Here is a 23140-nt window from a genome sequence, read left to right as displayed (position 1 = left end):
TTCAATCGGTGCGCCGTTTACTGGCACTCCCGGAAAAATTCTTAGCGTTCAGCCATCAACACAATCACATCTGTACTGAACGAGCCGTCGGCATCAATCTCAAAATATTCGCGCACTTCGTTGCCCATCGACTGCTGCAACTGGCGGATCGCCGCGCGCATCACTTCGGGTGTGCGCATGCGCTCGACCCAACTGCTGTATTCCAGACGCAGGCGTTGACGCGTGGTGCTGCGGGTATGCAGGCCGGCTTCGCTGACCTGACGCAACCACTCGCCGGCGGAATAATCGCGCACATGGCTGGTGTCGCGCAGCACTTCGACGCTTTGCAGGTAAGTGTCGAACAACGGGCTGCCCGGTGACAACACGTCAACAAACGCCGCCACGCCGCCCGGCTTCAGCACCCGACGCACTTCGCGCAGGGCCAGACCGAGATCGCTCCAGTGATGCGCCGAATAACGGCTGAACACGAAGTCGAACTCGCCATCGGCAAACGGCAGACGCTCGGCGGCACCGTTGACCGTGGAAATATTGTTCAGACCGCGATCAACGGCAGCGGTAGCCACCACGTCGAGCATCTGCTGCGACAGGTCATAGGCGACCACTTCCTTGACCAGCGGCGCCGCGTGAAAACTCACGTGACCGGCGCCACACCCCAGATCCAGCACCCGAGCCTCGCCCTGCCCTGCTAGCTCAGCCTGTAGCAGCGCAAATTCAGTGCCTTGAGCGTGAGCGGCGCTGCTCAGGTAGGCGGCGGCCTGGTCACCGAATTGCTTTTGGACGACTTGAGTGTGCTGGGCGGTGCTGGTCATGGTGGCTTCCTTTTTGGGTGAGACTTGTGCTGCTTTTAGGGCCTCATCGCTGATGACTACATCAATCTCACGCGTCGCGGAACAACCACGGCTGGCTAACCCGATGCTTGGCCTCAAACGTCGCAATCGCTTCGTGGTCTTGCAAGGTCAGGCCAATATCGTCCAGACCGTTGAGCAAGCAATGCTTACGGAACGCATCGATCTCAAAGCTGTAAACCTTGCCATCCGGGCGGGTCACGGTCTGTGCTTGCAGATCAACCTGCAATTGATAGCCCGGCTCGGCTTCGACCTGTTTGAACAGTTCGTCGACTTCAGCGTCGCTGAGGATGATCGGAAGCAAGCCGTTCTTGAAGCTGTTGTTGAAGAAGATGTCGGCGTAGCTCGGCGCGATGATGCTGCGGAAACCGTATTCTTCCAGCGCCCACGGCGCGTGTTCACGGCTGGAGCCGCAACCGAAGTTCTCGCGGGCCAACAACACGCTGGCACCTTGATAACGCTCGGCGTTGAGGACGAAGTCCTTGTTCAGCGGGCGCTTGGAGTTGTCCTGGTACGGCTGACCGACATCCAGGTAACGCCATTCGTCGAACAGGTTAGGGCCGAAACCGGTGCGCTTGATCGACTTCAAGAATTGCTTCGGAATGATCTGATCGGTGTCGACGTTGGCACGATCCAAGGGCGCGACAAGGCCAGTGTGCTGGGTAAAAGCTTTCATGCTGCGCTCCTTAAATCAATTCACGAACGTCGATGAAACGACCGTTCACCGCTGCAGCAGCAGCCATGGCCGGGCTGACGAGGTGGGTACGGCCACCGGCGCCCTGACGGCCTTCGAAGTTACGGTTGGAGGTCGAGGCGCAATGCTCGCCGGACTCCAAGCGGTCCGGGTTCATCGCCAGGCACATCGAGCAACCCGGCTCGCGCCATTCGAAACCGGCTTCGAGGAAAATCTTGTCCAGACCTTCGGATTCAGCCTGCGCCTTCACCAGACCCGAACCCGGCACCACGATCGCTTGCTTGATAGTCGAAGCCACCTTGCGGCCCTTGGCGATCACGGCGGCAGCGCGCAAGTCTTCAATTCGCGAGTTGGTGCAGGAGCCGATAAACACGCGATCGAGCTGAATGTCGGTGATCGCCTGATTGGCGGTCAAACCCATGTATTTCAAGGCGCGGACGATCGAGTCGCGTTTGACCAGATCCATCTCTTTGGCCGGGTCCGGCACGTTCTGGTCAACGGCCAAAACCATCTCCGGCGAAGTGCCCCAGCTGACTTGCGGCTTGATCTGCGCGGCGTCGAGTTCAACCACGGTGTCGAACTTGGCGTCGGCGTCGGACACCAGCTCTTTCCAGGCTTCGACTGCCATGTCCCACTGCGCGCCTTTTGGTGCGAATGGGCGACCTTTCACGTAATCGACCGTCTTTTGATCCGCTGCCACCAGACCCACACGGGCGCCGGCTTCGATGGACATGTTGCAGATGGTCATGCGGCCTTCGACGGACAAGTCGCGGATCGCGCTGCCGGCGAATTCGATGGCGTGGCCGTTACCGCCAGCAGTGCCGATCTTGCCGATAACGGCGAGGACGATGTCCTTGGCGGTCACGCCGAACGGCAATTGGCCTTCGACGCGCACCAGCATGTTCTTCATTTTTTTGGCGACCAGACACTGGGTGGCGAGCACGTGCTCGACTTCGGAAGTGCCGATACCGTGAGCCAAGGCGCCGAATGCGCCGTGGGTCGAGGTGTGGGAGTCGCCGCAGACCACGGTCATGCCCGGCAAGGTCGCGCCCTGCTCCGGGCTGATCACGTGGACGATGCCTTGGCGTACGTCGTTCATCTTGAATTCGACGATGCCGTATTCATCGCAGTTGTCGTCGAGGGTCTGAACCTGCAAACGCGAGACCTGATCGGCAATCGCGGCGATGCCGCCCTTGCGCTCTGGCGTGGTCGGTACGTTGTGATCCGGGGTCGCGATGTTGGCATCGATACGCCAAGGCTTGCGCCCGGCCAGACGCAGGCCTTCAAAGGCTTGCGGCGAAGTCACTTCGTGAATGATGTGACGGTCGATGTAGATCAGCGCCGAGCCATCGTCGCGCTGTTTGACCAAATGCGAATCCCAGAGCTTGTCGTAGAGCGTTTTGCCGGCCATCAGACGGTTCCTCATCAGCTTGTTTCTATGCCTTGGGCTTCTCAATAACCCTTTGGCTTGTGAGGCCGATCCTATGGGGTTAGATTAAATAACTCAAATTCATATTTTTTATGCTTTGGATAACCAACTGGAATACCAACATGGACCTGGCCAACCTCAACGCTTTTATTGCGATCGCCGAGACCGGTAGCTTCTCCGGCGCCGGCGAACGCTTGCATCTGACACAACCGGCGATCAGCAAGCGTATCGCCGGGCTGGAGCAGCAACTGAAGGTGCGCCTGTTTGATCGACTGGGTCGCGAAGTCGGCCTGACCGAGGCCGGCCGCGCCCTGCTGCCCCGGGCTTATCAGATTCTCAACGTGCTGGACGACACCCGTCGCGCACTGACTAATCTGACCGGTGAAGTCAGCGGTCGCCTGACGCTGGCCACCAGTCACCACATCGGTCTGCATCGTTTGCCGGCTCTATTAAGGGAGTTCACCCGCCGCTTCCCACAAGTCGCGCTGGATATTCAGTTTCTCGATTCGGAAGTGGCCTACGAAGAAATTCTCCATGGCCGTGCGGAACTGGCAGTCATCACCCTCGCCCCGGAGCCCCACACACTGGTCAAAGCCACGCCAGTTTGGGACGATCCGCTGGATTTCGTGGTCGCTCCCGAGCATTCGCTGATCAGCAATGGCGCCGTCAGCCTCGCGGACATCGCCGGTCATCCGGCGGTTTTCCCCGGCGGCAACACATTTACACACCATATTGTTCAGCGGTTATTCGAGGCGCAGGGCCTGACGCCGAACATCGCCATGAGCACCAACTATCTGGAAACCATCAAAATGATGGTCTCGATCGGCCTGGCCTGGAGCGTTCTGCCGCGCACCATGCTCGACGATCAGGTGGCGAGCATCGCATTGCCGGGCATACAGCTCACTCGCCAGCTAGGCTATATCGTGCACACCGAACGGACGCTATCGAATGCGGCAAGGGCGTTTATGGCCTTGCTGGATGCACAAATCGATCTGCCAGGGACTCACGGCTAACTTGTGCTACTCCTATAGAGCTGCTGTCTCTGTGCCTAACGCCACCACCCGCTCAAGGCCTGTTAACGATGCCGAAATCTGTTGACCGAATTCCGCCGATGCCGCGCATTCAAGCCATTGACCCGCGACACTCCGAGCAGAGCTGGGAGAGCGCGCCGCAATTGCTCGCGGCGCTCAACGGCGCGCGGCTCGGCGCCTGGTATTGGGATATCGAGCGTGGGCAGATCAGTTGGTCACGGGGCACCCAGGCATTGTTCGGCTTCGATCCGCGCCAGCCGCTGCCGGAAGATCTCGAGTACCTCGATTTGCTGCCGCCGGAAGATCGGGCGAAAACCGTCCGTGCCTTCCACGCGGTGATTGCCGGCGCACCGCTGGAACAGGCGATGCACCACCGCATCCGCTGGCCCGACGGCAGCCTGCACTGGCTGGAGATCAACGGCAGTTTGCTCCCGGACAAAAACGGCCGCCCCCGAATGATCGGGGTGATTCGCGAAATCACCCACCAGCGCCAACGCGAACAGGCCCTGAGCAGCTCGGAGAAACGTTTCGCCACGTTGTTTCACCTGTGCCCGAACATGGTTCTGCTGACCCGCCAGGAAGACGGCTTGATCAGCGAAGCCAACCAGTATTTCGAAAGCCTCTTCGGCTGGCCGGTACAGAGCGCCATTGGCCGCACCACCCTGGAATTGGGCCTGTGGGTTCACCCCGAGCAACGCGCCGAGCTTGTCAAGAAAACCAAGGCCAAGGGCGAACTGATCAGCATGGAAGTGCAATTTCGCGCCAGTAACGGCCAGGTCCACGACGGCATCCTCAGTGCGCAAAAGGTCGAACTCGAAGGCCAGCCCTATCTGCTCAGCACCTTCCTCGACACCACCGATCGCAAAGTTGCCGAACACGCCCTTAAAGACAGCCAGGAACGCCTCGATCTGGCGCTGGACTCGGCGCAGCTCGGTACCTGGGACTGGCACATTCCCAGTGGCATGCTCTACGGCTCGGCCCGTGCTGCGCAACTGCATGGCCTGGAACCGATTCCGTTTCATGAATCGTTCGACGAGTTTTTCGAAGGCGTGCCCGGCGAAGAACGCGACAGCATGCGCGATGCGTATCGCAGCCTGCGCGAAGGCCCGGCAGGAAACTATCAACTGACGTATCGCGTGCAACTGCCGGATGGCAGCTCACGTTATCTGGAAAGCCGCGCGCGCCTCTATCGCGACGACAACGGCGCGCCACTGCGCATGGCCGGCACACTGCTGGACATCACCGATCAGGTCGAGCGCGAGCAGCGGCTGGTGGCGTCGGAAGAAAAATTCGCCACGCTGTTCCAGGTCAGCCCCGACCCGATCTGCGTTACCCGCCAGGACAGCGGCGATTTCATCGAAATCAATTCCAGCTTCACCCAAACATTCGGCTGGAGCGCTGCTGACGTGATCGGTCGCACCGCCGAAGATATCGGCCTGTGGGACGCCTCGGCAAAAAGCCTGCAACGCATCGAACGGGTCATCCGTGAACAGGGCCTGAGCAATGTCGCGATCATCGTCCAGCACAAGGACGGACAGTCGCTGACTTGCGTGATTTCCAGCCGGCAGATCAGCGTCGGCGACCAACCGTGCATCGTCACCACGCTGCGGGATATCACCCAACAGCAACGCTCGGAAGCCGCACTCAAGGCCAGCGAAGAGAAATTCGCCAAGGCTTTTCACTCCAGCCCCGACGCGATCACCATCACCGAGCGCGACACCGGGCGCTATCTGGAGGTCAACGATGGTTTCTGTCGCCTCACCGGCTATCGCGCCGATGAAGTGGTCGGTAAAACCGTGTATCAGGTGGGCATCTGGGCCGAGGAGAAACAACGTTCGGCATTGTTGGCCGAGTTGCAGATCAAGGGCCGCGTGCATCATCAGGAAATGCTCGGGCGCAACAAACGCGGGGAAATGCTCACGGTTGAGGTCTCGGTCGAACCGATCACACTGAACGAAACGGCGTGCCTGCTGCTGACTGCCCGGGACGTCAGCCTGCTGAAAAACGCCGAAGCACAGATCCGTCATCTGGCTTACCACGACCCGCTAACCAACCTGCCCAACCGCGCCCTGCTGATGGATCGTCTGAGCCAGCAGATCGCCCTGCTCAAACGCCACAACCTGCGCGGTGCGCTGCTGTTTCTCGATCTGGATCACTTCAAGCACATCAACGACTCCCTCGGCCACCCGGTCGGCGACACCGTGCTGAAGATCATCACCGCACGGCTCGAAGCCAGCGTGCGCATGGAAGATACCGTGGCGCGCCTGGGCGGTGATGAATTCGTGGTGTTGCTCAGCGGCCTGGAAGGCTCGCGCAACGAAGTCAGCGCGCAGGTGCGCAATCTGGCCGACACCATTCGCGAACTGCTCTCGGAACCGATGTTCCTCGATGGCCAGCGCCTGCAAGTGACGCCGAGCATCGGCGTGGCGTTGATTCCAGACCACGGCTCGACCCCGACTGATCTGCTCAAACGCGCCGACATCGCCTTGTACCGGGCCAAGGATTCCGGGCGCAACACCACGACGATGTACCACAACACCATGCAGAAGGCGGCCAGCGAACGGCTGCGCATGGAGACCGACTTGCGCCTGGCGCTGTCTCGCGGCGAATTCAATGTGCATTTTCAACCGCAGATCGACGCGCGCGACAACCGCATCATTGGCGCCGAAGCTTTGGTGCGCTGGAATCATCCGGAACTCGGTGCGCAGTCGCCGACCGAGTTCATCAAGGTACTGGAAGACAGCGGCCTGATTCTGGAGGTCGGCACGTGGATCCTCGACGAAGCCTGCGAAGCCTTCAAACAACTAATCGCCCTGAAGCTGGTCGATCCGCTGAATTTCAGCCTGTGCGTGAACATCAGCCCACGACAGTTCCGTCAGAATGACTTCGTCGAGCGCATCGAACACAGCATGACCAGCCACGGCCTGCCTTGCTCGCTGCTGAAACTGGAAATCACCGAAGGCATCGTCATTCAGAACCTGGAAGACACCATCAGTAAAATGCGTCGTCTGAAAAAACTCGGCGTGAGCTTCGCCATGGACGATTTCGGCACCGGCTATTCGTCGCTGACTTACCTCAAGCGTTTGCCGGTGGACACGCTGAAAATCGACCAGTCGTTCATTCGCGACGCAACCACCGATCCGAACGACGCGGAGATCATCCGCGCCATCGTTGCCATGGCCCGCAGCCTGGAACTCGAAGTGATTGCCGAAGGCGTGGAAACCCCTGAGCAACTGGCATTCCTGCAAGGTCTGGGCTGCCACTTGTATCAGGGCTATCTGCACAGCCGGCCATTGCCGCTGGAGGGTCTGAAAAAGCTGCTGCCCTGATGCGCGCAGGTTGCAACAGACCGGCAATTGCCAGTGCTGACGGCAACCTGTAGGGTCGCGTTTTTTGCGCCGTTTCGAGATCAATCATGCAGGATGCAACCCTCCCCCGCCCGGCCCTGCTGGGCATTGACCTTGGCACCACCAACAGTCTGATCGCCGTCTGGCAGGACGGCCAGGCCCGATTGATTCCCAACGCCCTCGGCGACGTGCTGACCCCATCGGTGGTCAGTCTCGATGAAGACGACACGATTCTGGTCGGCAAAGCCGCCCGCGCCCGACTGACCACGCACCCGGAGCGCACCGCCGCTGCGTTCAAGCGGTTCATGGGCAGCGACAAACAAATAGAACTCGGTAGTCGCCAGTTCAGACCGGAGGAGTTATCAGCGCTGGTGCTTGGCTCACTCAAGCAGGACGCCGAAGCCTTTCTTGGCCATCCGGTATCCGAAGCAGTGATTTCCGTGCCGGCTTATTTCAGCGACGAACAACGCAAACGCACGCTGTTTGCTGCGGAGTTGGCCGGCCTGTCCGTCACGCGCCTGATCAACGAGCCGACTGCCGCCGCCATGGCCTATGGGCTGCATGAGCAGAAATTCGAACGCACGCTGATTTTCGATCTGGGCGGCGGCACCTTCGATGTCACGGTGCTGGAATATGCGCTGCCACTGATCGAGGTGCATGCGTCGACCGGTGACAACTTTCTCGGTGGCGAAGACTTCACCGCTGCGCTGTTGCAGGCCTGCCTGAAAGACTGGCAACTGACCCCGTCAATGATCGATGCGCAAGGCATGGCGAGCCTCGGTGATGCGCTGGAGCAGCTCAAATGCAAACTCGGCGAAGGTATCCAGACATTGAGCTGGCGGCATGCCGACAAGACATTCGAATGGTCGCTGGACGAAGCGGGTGCCGTGAAGATTTGGGAGCCACTGCTCGGCCGCCTGCGCGCACCCATCGAACAAGCCCTGCGCGATGCCCGGCTCAAGCCGCGTGACCTCGACAGTCTGGTGCTGGTGGGGGGTGCCACGCGGATGCCGGCGGTGCAGCAGATGGTCGCCACGCTGTTCGGGCGCCTGCCCTATCGGCATCTTGATCCGGACACCATTGTCGCGCTCGGCGCGGCCACGCAAGCGGCCTGCAAGGCGCGGGATGGAGCGGTTGAAGAGTTGATCCTGACCGATGTCTGTCCGTACACGCTGGGGATTTCGACCATGCGCGGCGATGACGTCAAAGGCGCGTTCTCACCCATTATCGAACGCAACACCATCATTCCGACGTCACGGGTGGAGCGCTTCCACACCACTTCGCCCAGGCAGGACGTCATCCGCATTGCGGTCTATCAGGGTGAACGGCCGTGGGTGCGCGACAACATCTTCATCGATGCCTTCGATGTCACGCTGACACCCAGCGATCACATCCAGGCGCTGGACGTGCGCTTCAGTTACGACATCAATGGCTTGCTCGAAGTCGACGTCACGTTGCTGGAAACCGGCGAGCGCCACAGCCATAGCATCGATCGCAGCCCGACCGGGCTCGATGAGCAATCGCGTCAGGCCAGCCAGGAACGCTTGTCCAGCCTGAAAATTCATCCTCGCGATGCTCTGCCCAACCGAACCCTGCTGGCGCGACTGGAACGTGCCTGGATGCAAAGCCTTGGCGAGGAGCGTCAGCGCATCGCTGAATGGCTGGACAGTTTCACCACGGTGCTGAGTGGCCAGCGATCAGAAGAAATCGCCAGCCATCGCTCACAACTCAACAAAGTGCTGGATGAGCTGCGTCTCTAACCGTTGAGTCGCCGCAACGCGGCCTGCAAACCACCGGATAACGTGTCCTCACGATCACTGTCCGGTGGTACACCGTAGCGGTTGGGCAACTTCTCGCCGGGAAAGCCGAACAGCACCAGCGGCAGAAATGGCAAGACCGGGGTCAGGCCGGCCAGAATCAGAAAGCTGGCAACACCTCGGCCCATATCATGCAGGCGCCTCAGAATGGCGCTGAGCATCAGCACCAGCGCCGCTGCCAACACCACGAAAGCGGAAAACATCGAGCCACTGAACAAGGCCAGCAATGGCGTAAGCAGCACGATGCCGATCACCTGACCGATAAATGCCTCGCGCCCCAGTCGTGTGCCAAGGCGCCAGAACGCGGTTGCAGGCGTTGGCCGAGTGTCAGCCTTGGCCAACAGCAAACGCTCTGACCACGACAGCAATGCACTGAAGGCAAAGCGTAAGCCGAGGCCATTGTGCGTGTTGTCCTTGGCCTGCTGCATGCGCATCAGAATTTTCTGTCGCGGCACCCCGGCGCTACCGTAACGCGCCAGATCCTTGAGCACATCCAGCGCCAGGTAAAACGAGTCGGTGTAATCAACGCCGTCATCCTCCAGCACCTCACGCGGCGGGCGTATGGGTTCACCTTTGATCAGACTGTGGCGGAATCCGTCGAACCAGTCCTGAGGATTGACGACTTCGGTGATGCTCTCAAGCAGGTATTTGCGCTGCTGCGCATTCAGCAGCGGATCGTGATAAAGCACCCCACCCAACAACATGCGACCGAGCAAATCCTCATTGAAACGGCTGATCTCGCTGCGCATGCACTCGTACAAGCGGTCATTGCTCAACAGCCGTGTGCTGTCGAGCGCTTCCTGGACGCTGAACAATTTACGCGCGAGCAAGGCATGCACTGGATCCTTCGCTTGCAGCCAGCCCAGCAGACCACTGGCGCTGCCCTGCTCGCGATTCAATCGGCACAGCAGAGGCTGCAAACGCGCCAATGGATGCTCACGCGCAACGTTCATCGAATCAACGCAGTGCGCCGATTGAGCACCTAGCCAACGTGCTGGCTCATCGAGAGTCGCCAGCAAATACAACGCCTGACGATGCCATTCCCATACATCACCATGGGTATTGATGGCCGGGAGCAACATGCCCTGTTCCGCCAACTGTGCTTGCAGTTTCAGGCCGTCGAGCACGACATCGCGCTTGTTCAGACTGAATGCTTCGTCCAGCCGCGCCAGCGAACGCGCGTCATAGGCTCGCAAGCGGCGCATCCACAGCAGACTGAGCTCTAGCGGCTCGCCATTTTGCAGTTCCGGCGGCAGTTGCGCCGCTGCATCGCTGGCCAGAAACGCATGCAGCGCACGCGGAATGGGTGCCTGGGACAGCCAGCAGATCTGCTGATCGGCTTGATACTTGAAGCCCTCTAGCACCAACTGGTCAAGAATCTCCGGAGTCTCTGGCGCATCCATGATTCGTTGCAACAAGGTCACATCACCACGATGCAAGGCCCAGGCATGTTGGTACAGGGTTTGGAGTGACGGGTCGTCGCTTTCAATGATCAACCACGCCAGCAGGGGTAATTCATCACCGCTGACGCGCCATTCAACAAAGGCATCGGCGATGCCCTGCAAGTCGAGCTGCCGTGCGCGGAACCAGCGCCCCAACGTTTCCGGGCGCTGCGATGGACTGCCGTATTCCTGGGTGAAATCACTGAGGTCAGCGGACCAGCCGCGGAAGTTTTCCAGACGATCAAACGCCTGGATCAGCAATGGCAAGCGCTGTGGTTGATGGCGCGCGCACAGATCCAGCAACCAGGTGGCGGCTTTTGGGTGTTGATGCTCTCGCCAGAGTTGCACCCAGGCCTGAAGCGCCAACTCTTCCATGCCCAGCGCACTGCGCTGACATGCCAGCAGATAAAGCCAGTCAACATCCTGCGGCGCGAGCCGATGCTGCTCGCTGATGATGTCGAGAAAGTCTTTACTGGCAATGCCGGCCTGACTGAACTGTATTGCCAGACGTTGTAACATCGCGTCATCCCCAGGCAGCGCAATGCAGGTATGCAGGCTGGCGAAGTAGCGGAAATCGTCCAGCGATGCGTTACGGTGAAGATGATTCAACGTGCGCACGTACCAGAGGGTCTCCAGTTGCGCGGTGGCTGGCCAATGGCTCATCAACGAGGTGTCGAACGGATCCGGCGCGTCGATAGCCTTCAAAAACTCATCGACAGTGCGGGCGTTGTCGAAAGCCAGATCGAGCATCCGACTCGCCCAGCCCATGCGCTGCGCGAGCAAACGCGCACAGACGTGGGAAATCGGGCCGGCGTCGAGCAACGCGCGCAACAGCGGCCAGCAGACTTCGTCCAGCACCTCTAGCGGCAGTCGATCAAGCTCAAGGTTGAATGCCTGCCAGGCCGTCGGAGTGAATCGACGCGTCGAATCGAGCAGTAGCGCTTCGAAGTCCGCCAACATCTGGTCAGCAGGACTCACCTCATCGTCGGTCGGCACGTGCGCTTCAGATACTTCCTCGCGGGCGAATCGCAGTGCCAGTTCATAGGCCTCGCGCAGGGCCTGAAAACCTTCCGGATCGGTTTCCGGGTGGTGTTGCGGCAAACGCGCACGATAGGCACCGCGAATGGCGTCATTGTCTTTGGTGGGCTCGATACCCAAGCGAATCCAGCAGCTCATGACCAGTCGAACTCCCCTAGTGAGTCCGGCCGCTCAGGCAGATGCAGGGGCATATCCCAGGGCAATTGGGCAAAGAATTCGCGGGCATCGCGATCAAGCTTTCTGATGACCACCGTAGTGCCGATGTAGTCGCCTTGCCGATCGTATTCATGGGCAAGTTCCTCATCTTTATTCCCCAGACAATGCCAGAAGGCTTTGCCGAGGACGAAGCCATTCAGGTAACTCGTCCAACTGTCGTAGTAGTACCGCGCACGCGCCGCCATGCGACCGTGCAGCCAGAGACTTTCGGTGAGATCGATCCAGCCATGCAGTACCGCCGAGCGCAACAGAAAGCCCATTCGGCCAATGTCCCAGGCGCGAATACCACCCGAGCCGCACTCGCCGAACGTGCGACTGGCCAACTCATAAAAGGCGCGTTGACGGGTATCCAGCGAGCCGAGCAAGGCTTGCCATTCGGACGGCAGGCAACGCTCCCACTGTCGATAGGCTTCATTCAAATAGGTCGCGTGCCCATCGTCGGCCGTGCTCAGCATGTCGAGCAATTGCGGACGCGTTGTAATGCCCCAGCCGCCTTCGACGTCGACATGCTTGAGGTCAAAGCAGTATGTGGGTGCGGCGTAGTCCGCATCGGGATTGAGGGCGACCAAAGGCGCAGAAAGCGCATAGAGCCAGCGCTGTTCCATTTCGTCCATGAAGAAAGGCTCCGGAGCCAGCGGGAATGAGGGAGTGCCGGCCTTGTTGGCGCGGATTGTAAAGAGCCGTGGCAGGAGCGGCAAATATTGTGAGCGCGTTTACTGCGCGCACAAAAAAGGCCCCGACGTATCGGGGCCTTCGTTCAGCGACTCATCGCCTGTTCAGACGAGTGTGTTGCTGCTTATGACTCAGTGCTGCAGAGCCGGTTTTTGCTCCCCGTTGATCGGGATGCGTTTGGCTTTCGCTTCTTCCGGGATCACCCGCAACAGGTCGATGCTCAACAAACCGTTGCTCAAGCCGGCAGCCTTGATCTCGATGTGATCGGCCAGGCGGAAGGACAACTTGAAGGCACGCTGGGCAATGCCCTGATGCAGGAAGGTCACGCCTTCGTTGGCATCACGTTTGCCGCCACTGATGGTCAGCACACCCTTCTCGACTTGCAGCTCCAGGTCTTCTTCCTGGAAGCCGGCTGCCGCTACGACGATGCGGTATTGGTCGTCGCCGTGTTTTTCAACGTTGTAGGGAGGATAGGTGCTGCCTGGCTCGTTGCGCAGAGCGGTTTCGAAAAGGTCGTTGAAACGGTCGAAACCCACCGAGGAACGGAACAGTGGCGCGAGGGAAAATGCAGTACTCATAGTTCAAATCTCCTGAAAACAATCAGCAAGGTTTTTTGATTCCGCGACCCGAATTCGGCATCGCGTACCCCTTAAATAGGGACCGCTGATTTGATTTCAAGAGATTATTTGCAGATTTTTTTCAGGCGGCTTCAGCCACCGGCAGACCGAGCAAACGCGAGACATGATCCGGTTCGGTCTCACGGCGCAGGACGGTAAACAGCTCGGTGGCTTCAGGATAATTGCGCGTCAGCATGGCCAGCCATTGCTTCAAACGACCCGGGGATTGACGTGCAGTCATCTGCGCCTTGGCCTGCAACCAGAAGTCCTGGATCAACGGCATCAGCTCGGCCCAGGTCATTTCGACCACTTCTTCGCCGGCCCGTGCAGCGGCGATCTGTTTGGCCAGATCCGGGCGCGACACCAGGCCGCGACCGAGCATGATGTCTTCCACGCCGCTGATTTCGCGGCAACGACGCCAGTCTTCGACGCTCCAGATATCACCGTTGGCGAACACTGGCACTTTGACCACGTCCTGCACGCGCGGAATCCACTCCCAGTGCGCCGGCGGTTTGTAGCCGTCCATTTTGGTCCGGGCATGGACCACGATGTGCTCCGCCCCACCCTCAGCCAACGCGGTGGCGCAGACCAGCGAGCCGTCCGGGCTGTCGAAGCCCAGGCGCATCTTGGCGGTTACGGGAATGTGTGCCGGCACGGCGCGACGCACGTGCTCGACGATCTGGTTGAGCAGTTCCGGCTCTTTGAGCAGCACCGCACCGCCACGGGACTTGTTGACGGTTTTGGCCGGGCAACCGAAGTTGAGGTCGATCACTTCGGAACCCAGTTCACAGGCCAGCGCAGCGTTTTCCGCCAGGCACACCGGGTCGGAACCCAACAGCTGAACACGCAGCGGCACGCCGGACGCCGTGCGGGCACCGTTGAGCAGCTCCGGGCCGAACTTGTGGAAATAGGCCGGAGTGAGCAACTGATCGTTGACGCGAATGAATTCGGTCACGCACCAGTCGATGCCGCCAACGCGGGTCAGCACGTCGCGAAGGATGTCGTCGACCAACCCCTCCATGGGCGCCAGAGCAATTTGCATGGGAAACACTACTTAAAGGAAAAACGTGCGGCAGTTTACTGGATTGTGCGAGGTAAACCCACGACCACCTGTAGGGGGTGATTTACGCTGACTCTGGCGTCTGGATCGCCGGCCCGTAGCCTTCGATGAACTCGGCCGGCATGCGCTTGGGCTTGCCGGTGGACAGTTCGATGCACACGAACGTGGTTTGAGCGCGCAGCAGCGTGGCGTTGTCGCTCGGGCGAATCAGCTGGAAATGCCGGGTCATTTTCAGGCGCTGATCCCAATCGACAATCCACGTCGCCAACTGCAACTCGTCGCCTTCATAGGCCGCCGCCAGATAATCAATCTCGTGACGCACCACCGCCATCGCCCGATCCAGGCGCCGGTACTCGACCAGATCCAGCCCCAGTCGCTGCGAGTGGCGCCAGGCGCAGCGTTCGAGCCAGGTGACGTAAACCGCGTTGTTCGCGTGGCCCAGTCCGTCGATGTCCTCGGCGCCCACTTGCAGATCAATGGTAAACGGCGTTGCCCGATCCCAGCCCATGCCCCACTCCCGGTCAGATTATTCAACCGGGGCAGTGTAACGGATGCTTACGCCGATTGCCGGGCCTGAAGGCTGCGACCGGCCAACAGTGATAACACGCCATCAATCACCCGAGGGTCGGCCAGCACACGCTGATGGCCGCCGGCTTCCAGGCGCAGTAGTCGGCTGTCGAACCAGGCTTCGTGGATCAGTTGCGATTCTTTGACCGAGACGAAGTTGTCGTCCTCGGCATGCACGATCAGGCCAGGCATATCCAGTTGGTAGTGGGCGACGTCCAGCGTGGCGGCACGCATGCCCACATCCTGCTCGACCTGACGAATGAACGCGGAACGTGCTCTGGGTGGCATCCCGACATAGCGTGCGAAACCGCGCAGCACTCCGAGAATTCGCGCGGGAGCAGCAATGCTGACGAGAGTTTCGGTGCGCAAGCCCAGTTGCACGGCCAGCATCGCACTGGCGCCGCCCATGGAGTGACCAATCACGGCTTGCAATGGCGGCAGCTCGGCGGCGGCTTCGAGCATCGCTCGGGCAAACAATACGACATTGGCCTCGCGCCCCGGCGATCTGCCGTGAGCCGGGCCATCGAGTGCGACGACCGTGTAACCGGCCTCGACCAGCGCGGTGATCAGCGCGGCGAATTGGGTTGGCCGCCCTTCCCAGCCGTGCATCAGCAAAACGGTCGGACCTTGACCCCAGCGCAGGGCTGACAGACCAAAGCGCAACGTGATCCGTTCGGAATTGGCCAGCAACGGTAACTCCCAATCCCGCAGTGGTAGCGCACGCGGCGTCATGAACGCCAGGCGCATTTTGCTCGCTACCCGTTTCGGTGCAATCCAGCCCAAGGTGCCATTAACGCCACGAACCCACTTCAACGTGTTCATCGCTCTCTCCTCAGGCGTGTTGCCTTCAGGTCAACGCACCGCCGACTTGGCCGCGCGCAGCAATCGATCAGATAAATCGCCAGGGCCGAGCGCTCTTGCGAGTGCCAGACCTCCCACCATCAAGGCCACGTCGGCCAAGGCTTTGTCGGTGTCCTCAGGGCTGGACGCCAACTGCGCAAGCATCAATTCCAGATGTTCGTTGAGCGCGATGCGGAACGACTCCGGCAAACGCCCCAGTTCGCCGATCGAGGCCGGAATTGGGCATGCTGACTCGCTGGAATCGCGATGTTTGCGCGACAGGTAAAAAGCTGCGACCAGTGCGCGGCGCTCTTCGCCGGTCAGTTCGGCATCCATGTCGGCAATCAGGTCGCGACGGCGGCCGAGCAATTGCTTGAACGCCTCAAGCATCATTGCGTCCTTGCTTTCGAAGTGCGCATAAAAACCGCCGACGGTCAGGCCGGCCGCGCCCATCACTTCGCCCACGCTTGGGTCTGCCGGGCCACGCTGGATCAGTGCGGCGCTGGCAGCCTTGAGGATGCGTTCGCGGGTTTGAGCTTTTTTATCGTTCATCGTTGCCTCCGAATATTACGACTAGAATATTATTCGCATAATAATATTCTGCAAGTCGAGGATATGACCGCTGGTCTGAAGCACAGTGTAAGGAAAAAGGAGAATTGGCCAAACGCCAGACAAACAAAAGGGCCATTCAATAATTGAATGACCCTTATAAATCCCGCAGAGCGGGTAATCGTGGCGTCCCCTAGGGGACTCGAACCCCTGTTACCGCCGTGAAAGGGCGGTGTCCTAGGCCACTAGACGAAGGGGACACAAACCCTTCTATACAACTGATCAGTGCTGAGAGCTGATCGATTCAAGGCCGGTGTGGCCAGACCTTGAAATTGTAAAATTGGTGGAGCTTAGCGGGATCGAACCGCTGACCTCCTGCATGCCATGCAGGCGCTCTCCCAGCTGAGCTAAAGCCCCGGATTTTTCGCCTCGCGGCGGAGCGATATTTTTCAACATCACTTCTGTAAAACTGGCGTCCCCTAGGGGACTCGAACCCCTGTTACCGCCGTGAAAGGGCGGTGTCCTAGGCCACTAGACGAAGGGGACGCAAACCCTTCTATACAACTGATCAACGCTGAGTGTTGATCGCTTCGAAGCCGGTGTGGCCAGGCATCGAAGTGTAAATTGGTGGAGCTAGACGGGATCGAACCGTCGACCTCTTGCATGCCATGCAAGCGCTCTCCCAGCTGAGCTATAGCCCCTCATCGTTGATGTCATCGCTGAGGACGGGGCGAATCTTAAGGGCGTATCGGAGGGCTGTCAAACTTATTTTTAAAATATTTCAAAGTTTTTTGTCGGCATAACAATCACTTACCGCCCTCCCCCCGAAAGTCCGGGGGAAAAACGCCGAAGGCCGAAATCAAACGATCCCGGCCTTCGGCGGTTCCTGCAGAGTCAGACGCTATTAAGCGATAGCGCCCAGCAGCTTTTCCCACTCTTTGTTTTCTTTCTTCGACACGCCGCCCAGCAGGTCAATCGCCTGGCGCAGACGGTAACGGGTCAGGTCCGGCCCGAGGATTTCCATCGCATCGAGTACCGACACCGAACTGGCCTGCCCGGTGATCGCCGCAAACATCAGCGGCATCGCATCACGCAGTTTCAGCTCCAGGGATTCGACCACCGCTTGAATCGTCGCGGTAATGTTGTCCTTTTCCCACTGACGCAGGCTTTCGAGCTTCCAAAGGATCAGTTGCATCAACTGGCGAACCTGGTCACCCGAGAGCTTTTTCGATTCGAACAACTTGGCATCCGGGTTGACGCCGCCAGCAAAGAAGAACCCGCCCAGCGGTGCAACCTGGCTGAAGGTTTCGACGCGGCCCTGAACGTGCGGCGCGATCTTCATCATGTATTCGGAGTTGAATGCCCACTTCTGCACGCGGGCGGCGAACTCTTCCACCGGCAGATCGCGCAACCACTGGCCGTTGAGCCACGACAGCTTCTCGATGTCGAAGATCGGTCCGCCGAGGGACACACGCTTGAGGTCGAAGTTGTCGACCATTTCCTGCAGCGAGAACTTCTCGCGCTCGTCCGGCATCGACCAGCCCATGCGCCCCAGGTAGTTGAGCATCGCTTCCGGCATAAAGCCCATGCGCTCGTAGAACGTTACCGATGTCGGGTTCTTGCGCTTGGACAGCTTGCTCTTGTCCGGGTTACGCAGCAGCGGCATGTAGCACAGCTCCGGTTGTTCCCAGCCGAAGTATTCGTAGAGCAGGATCAGTTTCGGCGCCGACGGCAGCCATTCTTCGCCGCGCAGTACGTGAGTGATGCCCATCAGGTGATCGTCGACAACGTTGGCGAGGAAGTACGTCGGCAGGCCGTCGGTCTTCATCAGCACTTGCATGTCCATGCGATCCCACGGGATCTCGACGTCGCCACGCAGCATGTCCGGCACGACGCAGACGCCTTCGCTCGGCACTTTCATGCGGATCACATGAGGTTCGCCGGCGGCCAGGCGTGCTGCCACTTCTTCCTTGGACAGCAGCAGCGCGCGGCCGTCGTAGCGTGGGGTTTCGCCGCGAGCCATTTGCTCGGCGCGCATCTGATCCAGCTCTTCAGCGGTGCAGAAGCACGGGAAAGCATGGCCCATGTCGACCAGTTGCTGGCAATACTTCTGATAGATCTCGCCGCGCTCGCTCTGACGGTATGGACCGTGCGGGCCGCCGACATCCGGGCCTTCGCTCCAGTCGATACCCAGCCAGCGCAGGGCGTCGAATATCTGCTGTTCGGACTCGCGGGTCGAACGCAACTGGTCGGTGTCTTCGATACGCAGGATGAACTCACCGCCATGCTGCTTGGCAAAGCAGTAGTTGAACAATGCGATGTAAGCGGTACCTACGTGGGGGTCCCCGGTAGGCGATGGCGCGATGCGAGTGCGGACGGTGGTCATGGCATGTCTCGAAAAGAATGAAAAGCAAAACAATCAAGCGGCGAATGGTAACAGGCGATACCCGCCCCGCTCCAGCAGGCAGGGCATTTAAGCCAGGTTTGTGTCTGTCAGTTCCGCTGGCCGCGATGAGGCCGGACAATTCACCGCACAATCACACAGCCAAAAGCCGCTCGCGCAACTTGGCAATCTCGTCGCGCATCTGCGCCGCGGCTTCAAACTCCAGATCCCGCGCCAACTGATACATCTTCTCTTCCAATGCCCGAATACGCTTGGTGATCTCGCTCGGCGAGCGCAATTCGGCTTCGTACTTGGCGTTTTCCTCGGCAGCCTTGGCCATGCCCTTGCGCTTCTTGCTGCGCGAGCCGGGCACGGTGGCGCCTTCCATGATGTCGGCGACGTCCTTGAACACACCTTTCGGGGTGATGCCGTTTTCGAGGTTGAAGGCGATCTGCTTGTCACGGCGGCGCTCGGTTTCGCCAATCGCCCGTTCCATTGAACCGGTGATGCGATCGGCGTACAGAATCGCCCGGCCATTGAGGTTACGCGCGGCACGGCCGATGGTCTGGATCAGCGAGCGCTCGGAGCGCAGGAAGCCTTCCTTGTCGGCATCGAGAATCGCCACCAACGACACTTCAGGCATGTCCAGACCTTCGCGCAGCAAGTTGATCCCGACCAGCACATCGAAGGTGCCGAGGCGCAGGTCACGGATGATTTCAACCCGCTCGACGGTGTCGATATCCGAGTGCAGATAACGCACACGCACGCCGTGATCGGCGAGGTAATCGGTCAAATCCTCCGACATGCGCTTGGTCAGCGTGGTGACCAATACGCGTTCTTCCAGCGCCACACGCTTGGTGATTTCCGAGAGCAGATCATCCACCTGAGTCAACGCCGGACGGATTTCGATTTGCGGGTCCACCAGACCGGTCGGACGCACCAGTTGCTCGACAACGCGACCGGCGTGTTCCGCCTCGTAATTGCCCGGCGTGGCAGAGACAAAAATCGTTTGCGGGCTGATGCCTTCAAATTCGTCGAAACGCATAGGCCGGTTGTCCAGCGCCGATGGCAGACGAAAACCGTATTCCACCAAGGTTTCTTTACGCGAGCGGTCACCTTTATACATCGCACCGACCTGCGGCACGCTAACGTGGGATTCGTCGATCACCAGCAAGGCATCGGCCGGAAGATAGTCGAACAAGGTCGGCGGCGCCTGACCGGAGTCGCGACCCGAGAGGTAACGCGAGTAGTTTTCGATGCCGTTGCAGTAGCCCAGTTCGAGAATCATCTCCAGATCGAAACGGGTGCGCTGTTCCAGGCGCTGGGCTTCCACCAGTTTGTTGTTGCTGCGCAAGTATTCGAGACGCTCCTGCAACTCGACCTTGATCCCCTCGATGGCGCCCAGCAGGGTTTCGCGCGGCGTGACGTAGTGGCTTTTCGGGTAAAAAGTGAAGCGCGGCATCTTGCGGATGACTTCGCCGGTCAGCGGATCGAACGCGGAAATACTCTCGACCTCGTCATCGAACAGCTCGATGCGGATGGCTTCCAGATCCGATTCCGCCGGGTAGATGTCGATCACATCGCCGCGTACGCGAAAGGTCGCGCGGGAAAAATCCATATCATTGCGGGTGTATTGCAGATCGGCCAGACGCCGCAGCAGCGCACGCTGATCGAGTTTGTCGCCGCGATCGACGTGCAGCACCATCTTCAAATAGGTTTCCGGGCTACCGAGACCGTAGATGCACGACACCGTGGTAACGATGATCGCGTCCTTGCGCTCCAGCAGCGCTTTGGTCGCGGAAAGGCGCATCTGTTCAATGTGATCGTTGATCGACGCATCCTTCTCGATGAAGGTGTCGGACGATGGCACATACGCTTCGGGCTGGTAGTAGTCGTAGTAGGAAACAAAATACTCGACCGAGTTGTTCGGGAAAAACGCCTTGAACTCGCCGTACAGCTGCGCGGCCAGAGTCTTGTTCGGCGCCAGCACCAGAGTCGGGCGCTGAATTTGCGCGATGACATTGGCGATGCTGAAGGTCTTGCCCGAGCCGGTCACACCGAGCAGCGTCTGGTGCGCCAGCCCGGCTTCGATGCCCTCCACCAATTGGCGAATGGCTTCCGGCTGATCGCCGGCGGGCTCGAAGCGGGTGACTAGCTGGAATTCGGACATAAACACCTCTGGGGTCGCGGAGATCCAAGCAAAGCGGATCACCACGAGAAACACCGCAAACGACCGATGTCGCGCAAGAAAAAACCTGGATTGTGCTCAATGTGGTGTCGATTGCCTCAGCTTTCAAGGTAAACGTCCTACATCCGGGAAAGACTCTGACACGACCAATCGACTAACGGTCGAGAAATAATCGGAAAAACTTGCCCTAAAAGCCGATTCGCCTGTCGCCATTGCTCAGTGATGGCCTCTATACTAGCTCCCCGTTTGTGCACCGCTCTAGTGCATCCGGCTGGAGCGCGACACGTCCCTCCACACTCCATTCAGAGCCGCCGTAATAATGAGCCTGTTCTCCGCTGTCGAAATGGCACCCCGCGATCCAATCCTGGGCCTCAACGAAGCATTCAACGCCGATACCCGGACCACCAAGGTCAACCTGGGTGTAGGTGTTTACTGCAACGAAGAGGGGCGAATTCCACTTCTGCGCGCCGTGATCGAAGCCGAAACCGTTCGCGCTGCTCAACACGCTTCGCGCGGTTACCTGCCGATCGATGGCATCGCTGCCTACGACCAGGCCGTGCAAAAGCTGTTGTTCGGCAACGACTCGCCGCTGATCAGCGCCGGTCGCGTCATCACCACTCAGGCCGTCGGCGGGACTGGCGCACTGAAAATCGGTGCCGATTTCCTCAAGCAACTGCTGCCGAACGCTGTCGTGGCGATCAGCGACCCGAGCTGGGAAAACCACCGCGCGCTGTTCGAAACCGCCGGCTTTGCGGTGCAGAACTACCGTTACTACGACGCCGCCACCCACGATGTGAACCGTGCCGGCCTGCTCGAAGACCTCAACGCCCTGCCGAACGGCTCGATCGTTGTCCTGCACGCGTGCTGCCACAATCCGACTGGTGTCGACCTGAGCCCGGCGGACTGGAACAACGTGCTGCAAGTGGTCAAGACCAAAGGGCACGTGCCGTTCCTCGACATGGCTTACCAGGGTTTCGGTGACGGCATCGACGAAGACGCCGCTGCTGTGCGCCTGTTCGCTGAGTCCGGCCTGACTTTCTTCGTGTCGAGTTCGTTCTCCAAGTCGTTCTCGCTGTACGGCGAGCGCGTCGGTGCTCTGTCGATCATCAGCGAATCGAAAGAAGAAAGCGCGCGCGTGCTGTCGCAAGTCAAACGCGTGATCCGCACCAACTACTCCAACCCGCCGACCCACGGTGCAAGCATCGTCGCTGCCGTGCTGAACAGCCCGGAACTGCGCGCTCAGTGGGAAGCGGAGCTGGCGGAAATGCGTCTGCGCATTCGCGGCATGCGCGAGCAAATGGTGACGATGCTGGCAGAGAAAGCGCCACAGCGTGACTTCAGCTTCGTCGGCCGTCAGCGCGGCATGTTCTCCTACTCCGGCCTGACCACGGAACAGGTTCACCGCCTGCGCAACGAGTTTGGCATCTACGCCCTGGACACCGGCCGCATCTGCGTGGCGGCGCTGAACCAGAGCAACATCAAGGCTGTGACGGATGCGATTGTTCAAGTCATCTGATTTCGCAGCGTGATGAAAAACGGGAAGCCTTGGGCTTCCCGTTTTTTATTTGTCCCGGAAACGTGTCCACACCCTCTAGACTGCACACACTCCTACAGATTTGTGTACACCCGAGATTTTTGAAGAGAACCCAAATGAAAAACGACAACCTGCGTGCCGACCGTGACGACCTGGATGACTTCATCCCCCGCGCCTCGGCCAAACGCGAAAAAAGCCTGGTACTGCAAGTCGCGGCCGGGGTCTTCCTTGGCGGTCTGGTGCTGTGGCTGGTGCAACTTGCAGCCACCGCGGCTTACGCCAAACTGATGCTCGGCACCATTACCTTCGGCAGTTAAACCAGTTCAGTCGCGCGCTGGCTGGCGGCATCGTCATAGGCGACGTAGAGCGATTCGGCGATCTGGCTTTTGATCGCCTTGGTGCTTTCCAGGCCCAGGACAAAACCTTCGGCTTTGCCGCCGGCGCGGTTCAACTCTTCAGCGGTGCTGGCTTGAGTGATTGCATCGAAGAGCTTTTCGGCGTGCGGGCCAACCCCTTTGGGCAGGCTGATCTGAGCGATGCTCATGCGAGCACCCCGCTGTTGCGAGATTTGATAGCTGGGCGATTCATGGCGCGTACCTTTTCGGCGAATGACCGGCAGCGCGTGTTACCACTTCCGGGCGGCCATGGTAGACCTCCGGCGCGGTTCTGGTAACCGTCAATCGCTGACAAACCACCGTCCGTCTCGTCGAATCGCCTATTTTCACAACCGATGCTTGACTTCTCTTTTTGAATCAGTAACATACGCACCAATTCCGCAATAGCTCAGTTGGTAGAGCAAATGACTGTTAATCATTGGGTCCCTGGTTCGAGTCCAGGTTGTGGAGCCAAATAGCAAAGCCCCTGAATCGAA

At 59.5% G+C, this 23140-nt stretch carries 18 protein-coding genes and 5 tRNA genes; 6 read left to right on the top strand and 17 right to left on the bottom strand.

Features of this window, described 5'->3' with window-relative positions; all coding sequences use genetic code 11:
- Positions 1 to 41: 41 nt before the first annotated feature.
- The 3 genes from IAI51_RS01845 to leuC all read right to left on the bottom strand — a co-directional run bounded on the left by IAI51_RS01845 (position 42) and on the right by leuC (position 2950).
- On the bottom strand, positions 42 to 809 hold the full coding sequence (locus IAI51_RS01845; protein WP_187676933.1) for a class I SAM-dependent methyltransferase: 768 nt from the start codon (positions 807 to 809) through the stop codon (positions 42 to 44).
- Between the two features lie 67 nt (positions 810 to 876).
- A complete protein-coding gene (leuD, locus tag IAI51_RS01840; protein ID WP_187676932.1) occupies positions 877 to 1521 on the bottom strand; it encodes a 3-isopropylmalate dehydratase small subunit in 645 nt (214 codons plus the stop codon).
- Positions 1522 to 1531: 10 nt separating this feature from the next.
- On the bottom strand, positions 1532 to 2950 hold the full coding sequence (gene leuC, locus IAI51_RS01835) for a 3-isopropylmalate dehydratase large subunit (protein ID WP_187676931.1): 1419 nt from the start codon (positions 2948 to 2950) through the stop codon (positions 1532 to 1534).
- A gap of 140 nt (positions 2951 to 3090) precedes the next feature.
- Here leuC and IAI51_RS01830 point away from each other — a divergent pair, with 140 nt between their 5' ends.
- From IAI51_RS01830 to IAI51_RS01820, 3 genes are all read left to right on the top strand, one after another.
- A complete protein-coding gene (locus IAI51_RS01830) occupies positions 3091 to 3981 on the top strand; it encodes a LysR family transcriptional regulator (RefSeq protein WP_187676930.1) in 891 nt (296 codons plus the stop codon).
- A gap of 68 nt (positions 3982 to 4049) precedes the next feature.
- Positions 4050 to 7328, top strand: coding sequence for a PAS domain S-box protein (locus tag IAI51_RS01825; RefSeq protein ID WP_187676929.1), 3279 nt, complete (start codon positions 4050 to 4052; stop codon positions 7326 to 7328).
- Between the two features lie 86 nt (positions 7329 to 7414).
- Entirely contained in the window at positions 7415 to 9106 is a 1692-nt protein-coding gene (locus IAI51_RS01820) for a molecular chaperone HscC (protein WP_187676928.1), read from the top strand.
- On the opposite strand, the gene IAI51_RS01815 is transcribed toward IAI51_RS01820, so the two are convergent.
- The 13 genes from IAI51_RS01815 to uvrB all read right to left on the bottom strand — a co-directional run bounded on the left by IAI51_RS01815 (position 9103) and on the right by uvrB (position 20717).
- Positions 9103 to 11781 carry a DUF805 domain-containing protein gene (locus IAI51_RS01815; RefSeq protein ID WP_187676927.1) on the bottom strand — a complete coding sequence of 893 codons (2679 nt, stop codon included), beginning with the start codon at positions 11779 to 11781 and terminating at the stop codon, positions 9103 to 9105. The two genes, IAI51_RS01820 and IAI51_RS01815, sit on opposite strands and share 4 nt — an antisense overlap.
- Positions 11778 to 12473 carry a DUF1266 domain-containing protein gene (locus tag IAI51_RS01810; protein ID WP_187676926.1) on the bottom strand — a complete coding sequence of 232 codons (696 nt, stop codon included), beginning with the start codon at positions 12471 to 12473 and terminating at the stop codon, positions 11778 to 11780. The genes IAI51_RS01815 and IAI51_RS01810 overlap by 4 nt, the downstream gene beginning before the upstream one ends.
- 189 nt (positions 12474 to 12662) lie before the next feature.
- Positions 12663 to 13109 (bottom strand): Hsp20 family protein, encoded by a 447-nt coding sequence (locus IAI51_RS01805; protein ID WP_187676925.1) that lies wholly within the window; start codon positions 13107 to 13109, stop codon positions 12663 to 12665.
- Positions 13110 to 13230: 121 nt separating this feature from the next.
- Complete coding sequence (locus tag IAI51_RS01800; protein WP_116031011.1) at positions 13231 to 14190, bottom strand: tRNA dihydrouridine synthase; 960 nt, start codon at positions 14188 to 14190, stop codon at positions 13231 to 13233.
- Between the two features lie 82 nt (positions 14191 to 14272).
- Complete coding sequence (locus IAI51_RS01795; RefSeq protein WP_187676924.1) at positions 14273 to 14716, bottom strand: acyl-CoA thioesterase; 444 nt, start codon at positions 14714 to 14716, stop codon at positions 14273 to 14275.
- A 47-nt stretch (positions 14717 to 14763) separates the two neighbouring features.
- Positions 14764 to 15597 (bottom strand): alpha/beta fold hydrolase, encoded by an 834-nt coding sequence (locus IAI51_RS01790; protein WP_187676923.1) that lies wholly within the window; start codon positions 15595 to 15597, stop codon positions 14764 to 14766.
- Between the two features lie 30 nt (positions 15598 to 15627).
- Positions 15628 to 16167, bottom strand: a complete 540-nt coding sequence (locus IAI51_RS01785; RefSeq protein WP_187676922.1) for a TetR/AcrR family transcriptional regulator — start codon at positions 16165 to 16167, stop codon at positions 15628 to 15630.
- A 181-nt stretch (positions 16168 to 16348) separates the two neighbouring features.
- A tRNA-Glu gene (locus IAI51_RS01780) sits at positions 16349 to 16424 on the bottom strand.
- Positions 16425 to 16505: 81 nt separating this feature from the next.
- Positions 16506 to 16581: transfer RNA gene (locus IAI51_RS01775), tRNA-Ala, on the bottom strand.
- Positions 16582 to 16634: 53 nt separating this feature from the next.
- A tRNA-Glu gene (locus tag IAI51_RS01770) sits at positions 16635 to 16710 on the bottom strand.
- A 79-nt stretch (positions 16711 to 16789) separates the two neighbouring features.
- Positions 16790 to 16865 (bottom strand) — tRNA-Ala (locus IAI51_RS01765).
- A 203-nt stretch (positions 16866 to 17068) separates the two neighbouring features.
- Positions 17069 to 18550 (bottom strand): glutamate--tRNA ligase, encoded by a 1482-nt coding sequence (gene gltX / locus IAI51_RS01760; protein ID WP_187676921.1) that lies wholly within the window; start codon positions 18548 to 18550, stop codon positions 17069 to 17071.
- 151 nt (positions 18551 to 18701) lie between these two features.
- Positions 18702 to 20717 (bottom strand): excinuclease ABC subunit UvrB, encoded by a 2016-nt coding sequence (uvrB, locus tag IAI51_RS01755; protein ID WP_187676920.1) that lies wholly within the window; start codon positions 20715 to 20717, stop codon positions 18702 to 18704.
- Between the two features lie 337 nt (positions 20718 to 21054).
- Between uvrB and IAI51_RS01750 the strand changes: the two genes are divergently transcribed.
- Positions 21055 to 22251: an amino acid aminotransferase gene (locus IAI51_RS01750; protein WP_187676919.1), complete on the top strand. Its 1197-nt coding sequence runs from the start codon at positions 21055 to 21057 to the stop codon at positions 22249 to 22251.
- Between the two features lie 134 nt (positions 22252 to 22385).
- Positions 22386 to 22586, top strand: a complete 201-nt coding sequence (locus IAI51_RS01745) for a hypothetical protein (protein ID WP_053118898.1) — start codon at positions 22386 to 22388, stop codon at positions 22584 to 22586.
- Here IAI51_RS01745 and IAI51_RS01740 read toward each other — a convergent pair.
- Positions 22583 to 22813, bottom strand: a complete 231-nt coding sequence (locus tag IAI51_RS01740; protein ID WP_187676918.1) for a hypothetical protein — start codon at positions 22811 to 22813, stop codon at positions 22583 to 22585. The two genes, IAI51_RS01745 and IAI51_RS01740, sit on opposite strands and share 4 nt — an antisense overlap.
- 228 nt (positions 22814 to 23041) lie before the next feature.
- On the opposite strand from IAI51_RS01740, the gene IAI51_RS01735 reads away from it, so the two are divergent.
- A tRNA-Asn gene (locus IAI51_RS01735) sits at positions 23042 to 23117 on the top strand.
- Positions 23118 to 23140: the final 23 nt, after the last annotated feature.

It is taken from the genome of Pseudomonas sp. N40(2020), assembly GCF_014472415.1.
Taxonomy (GTDB): domain Bacteria; phylum Pseudomonadota; class Gammaproteobacteria; order Pseudomonadales; family Pseudomonadaceae; genus Aquipseudomonas.
Note: the sequence above shows the minus strand (reverse complement) of the source record. Positions and strands in the feature narration are given on the sequence as shown.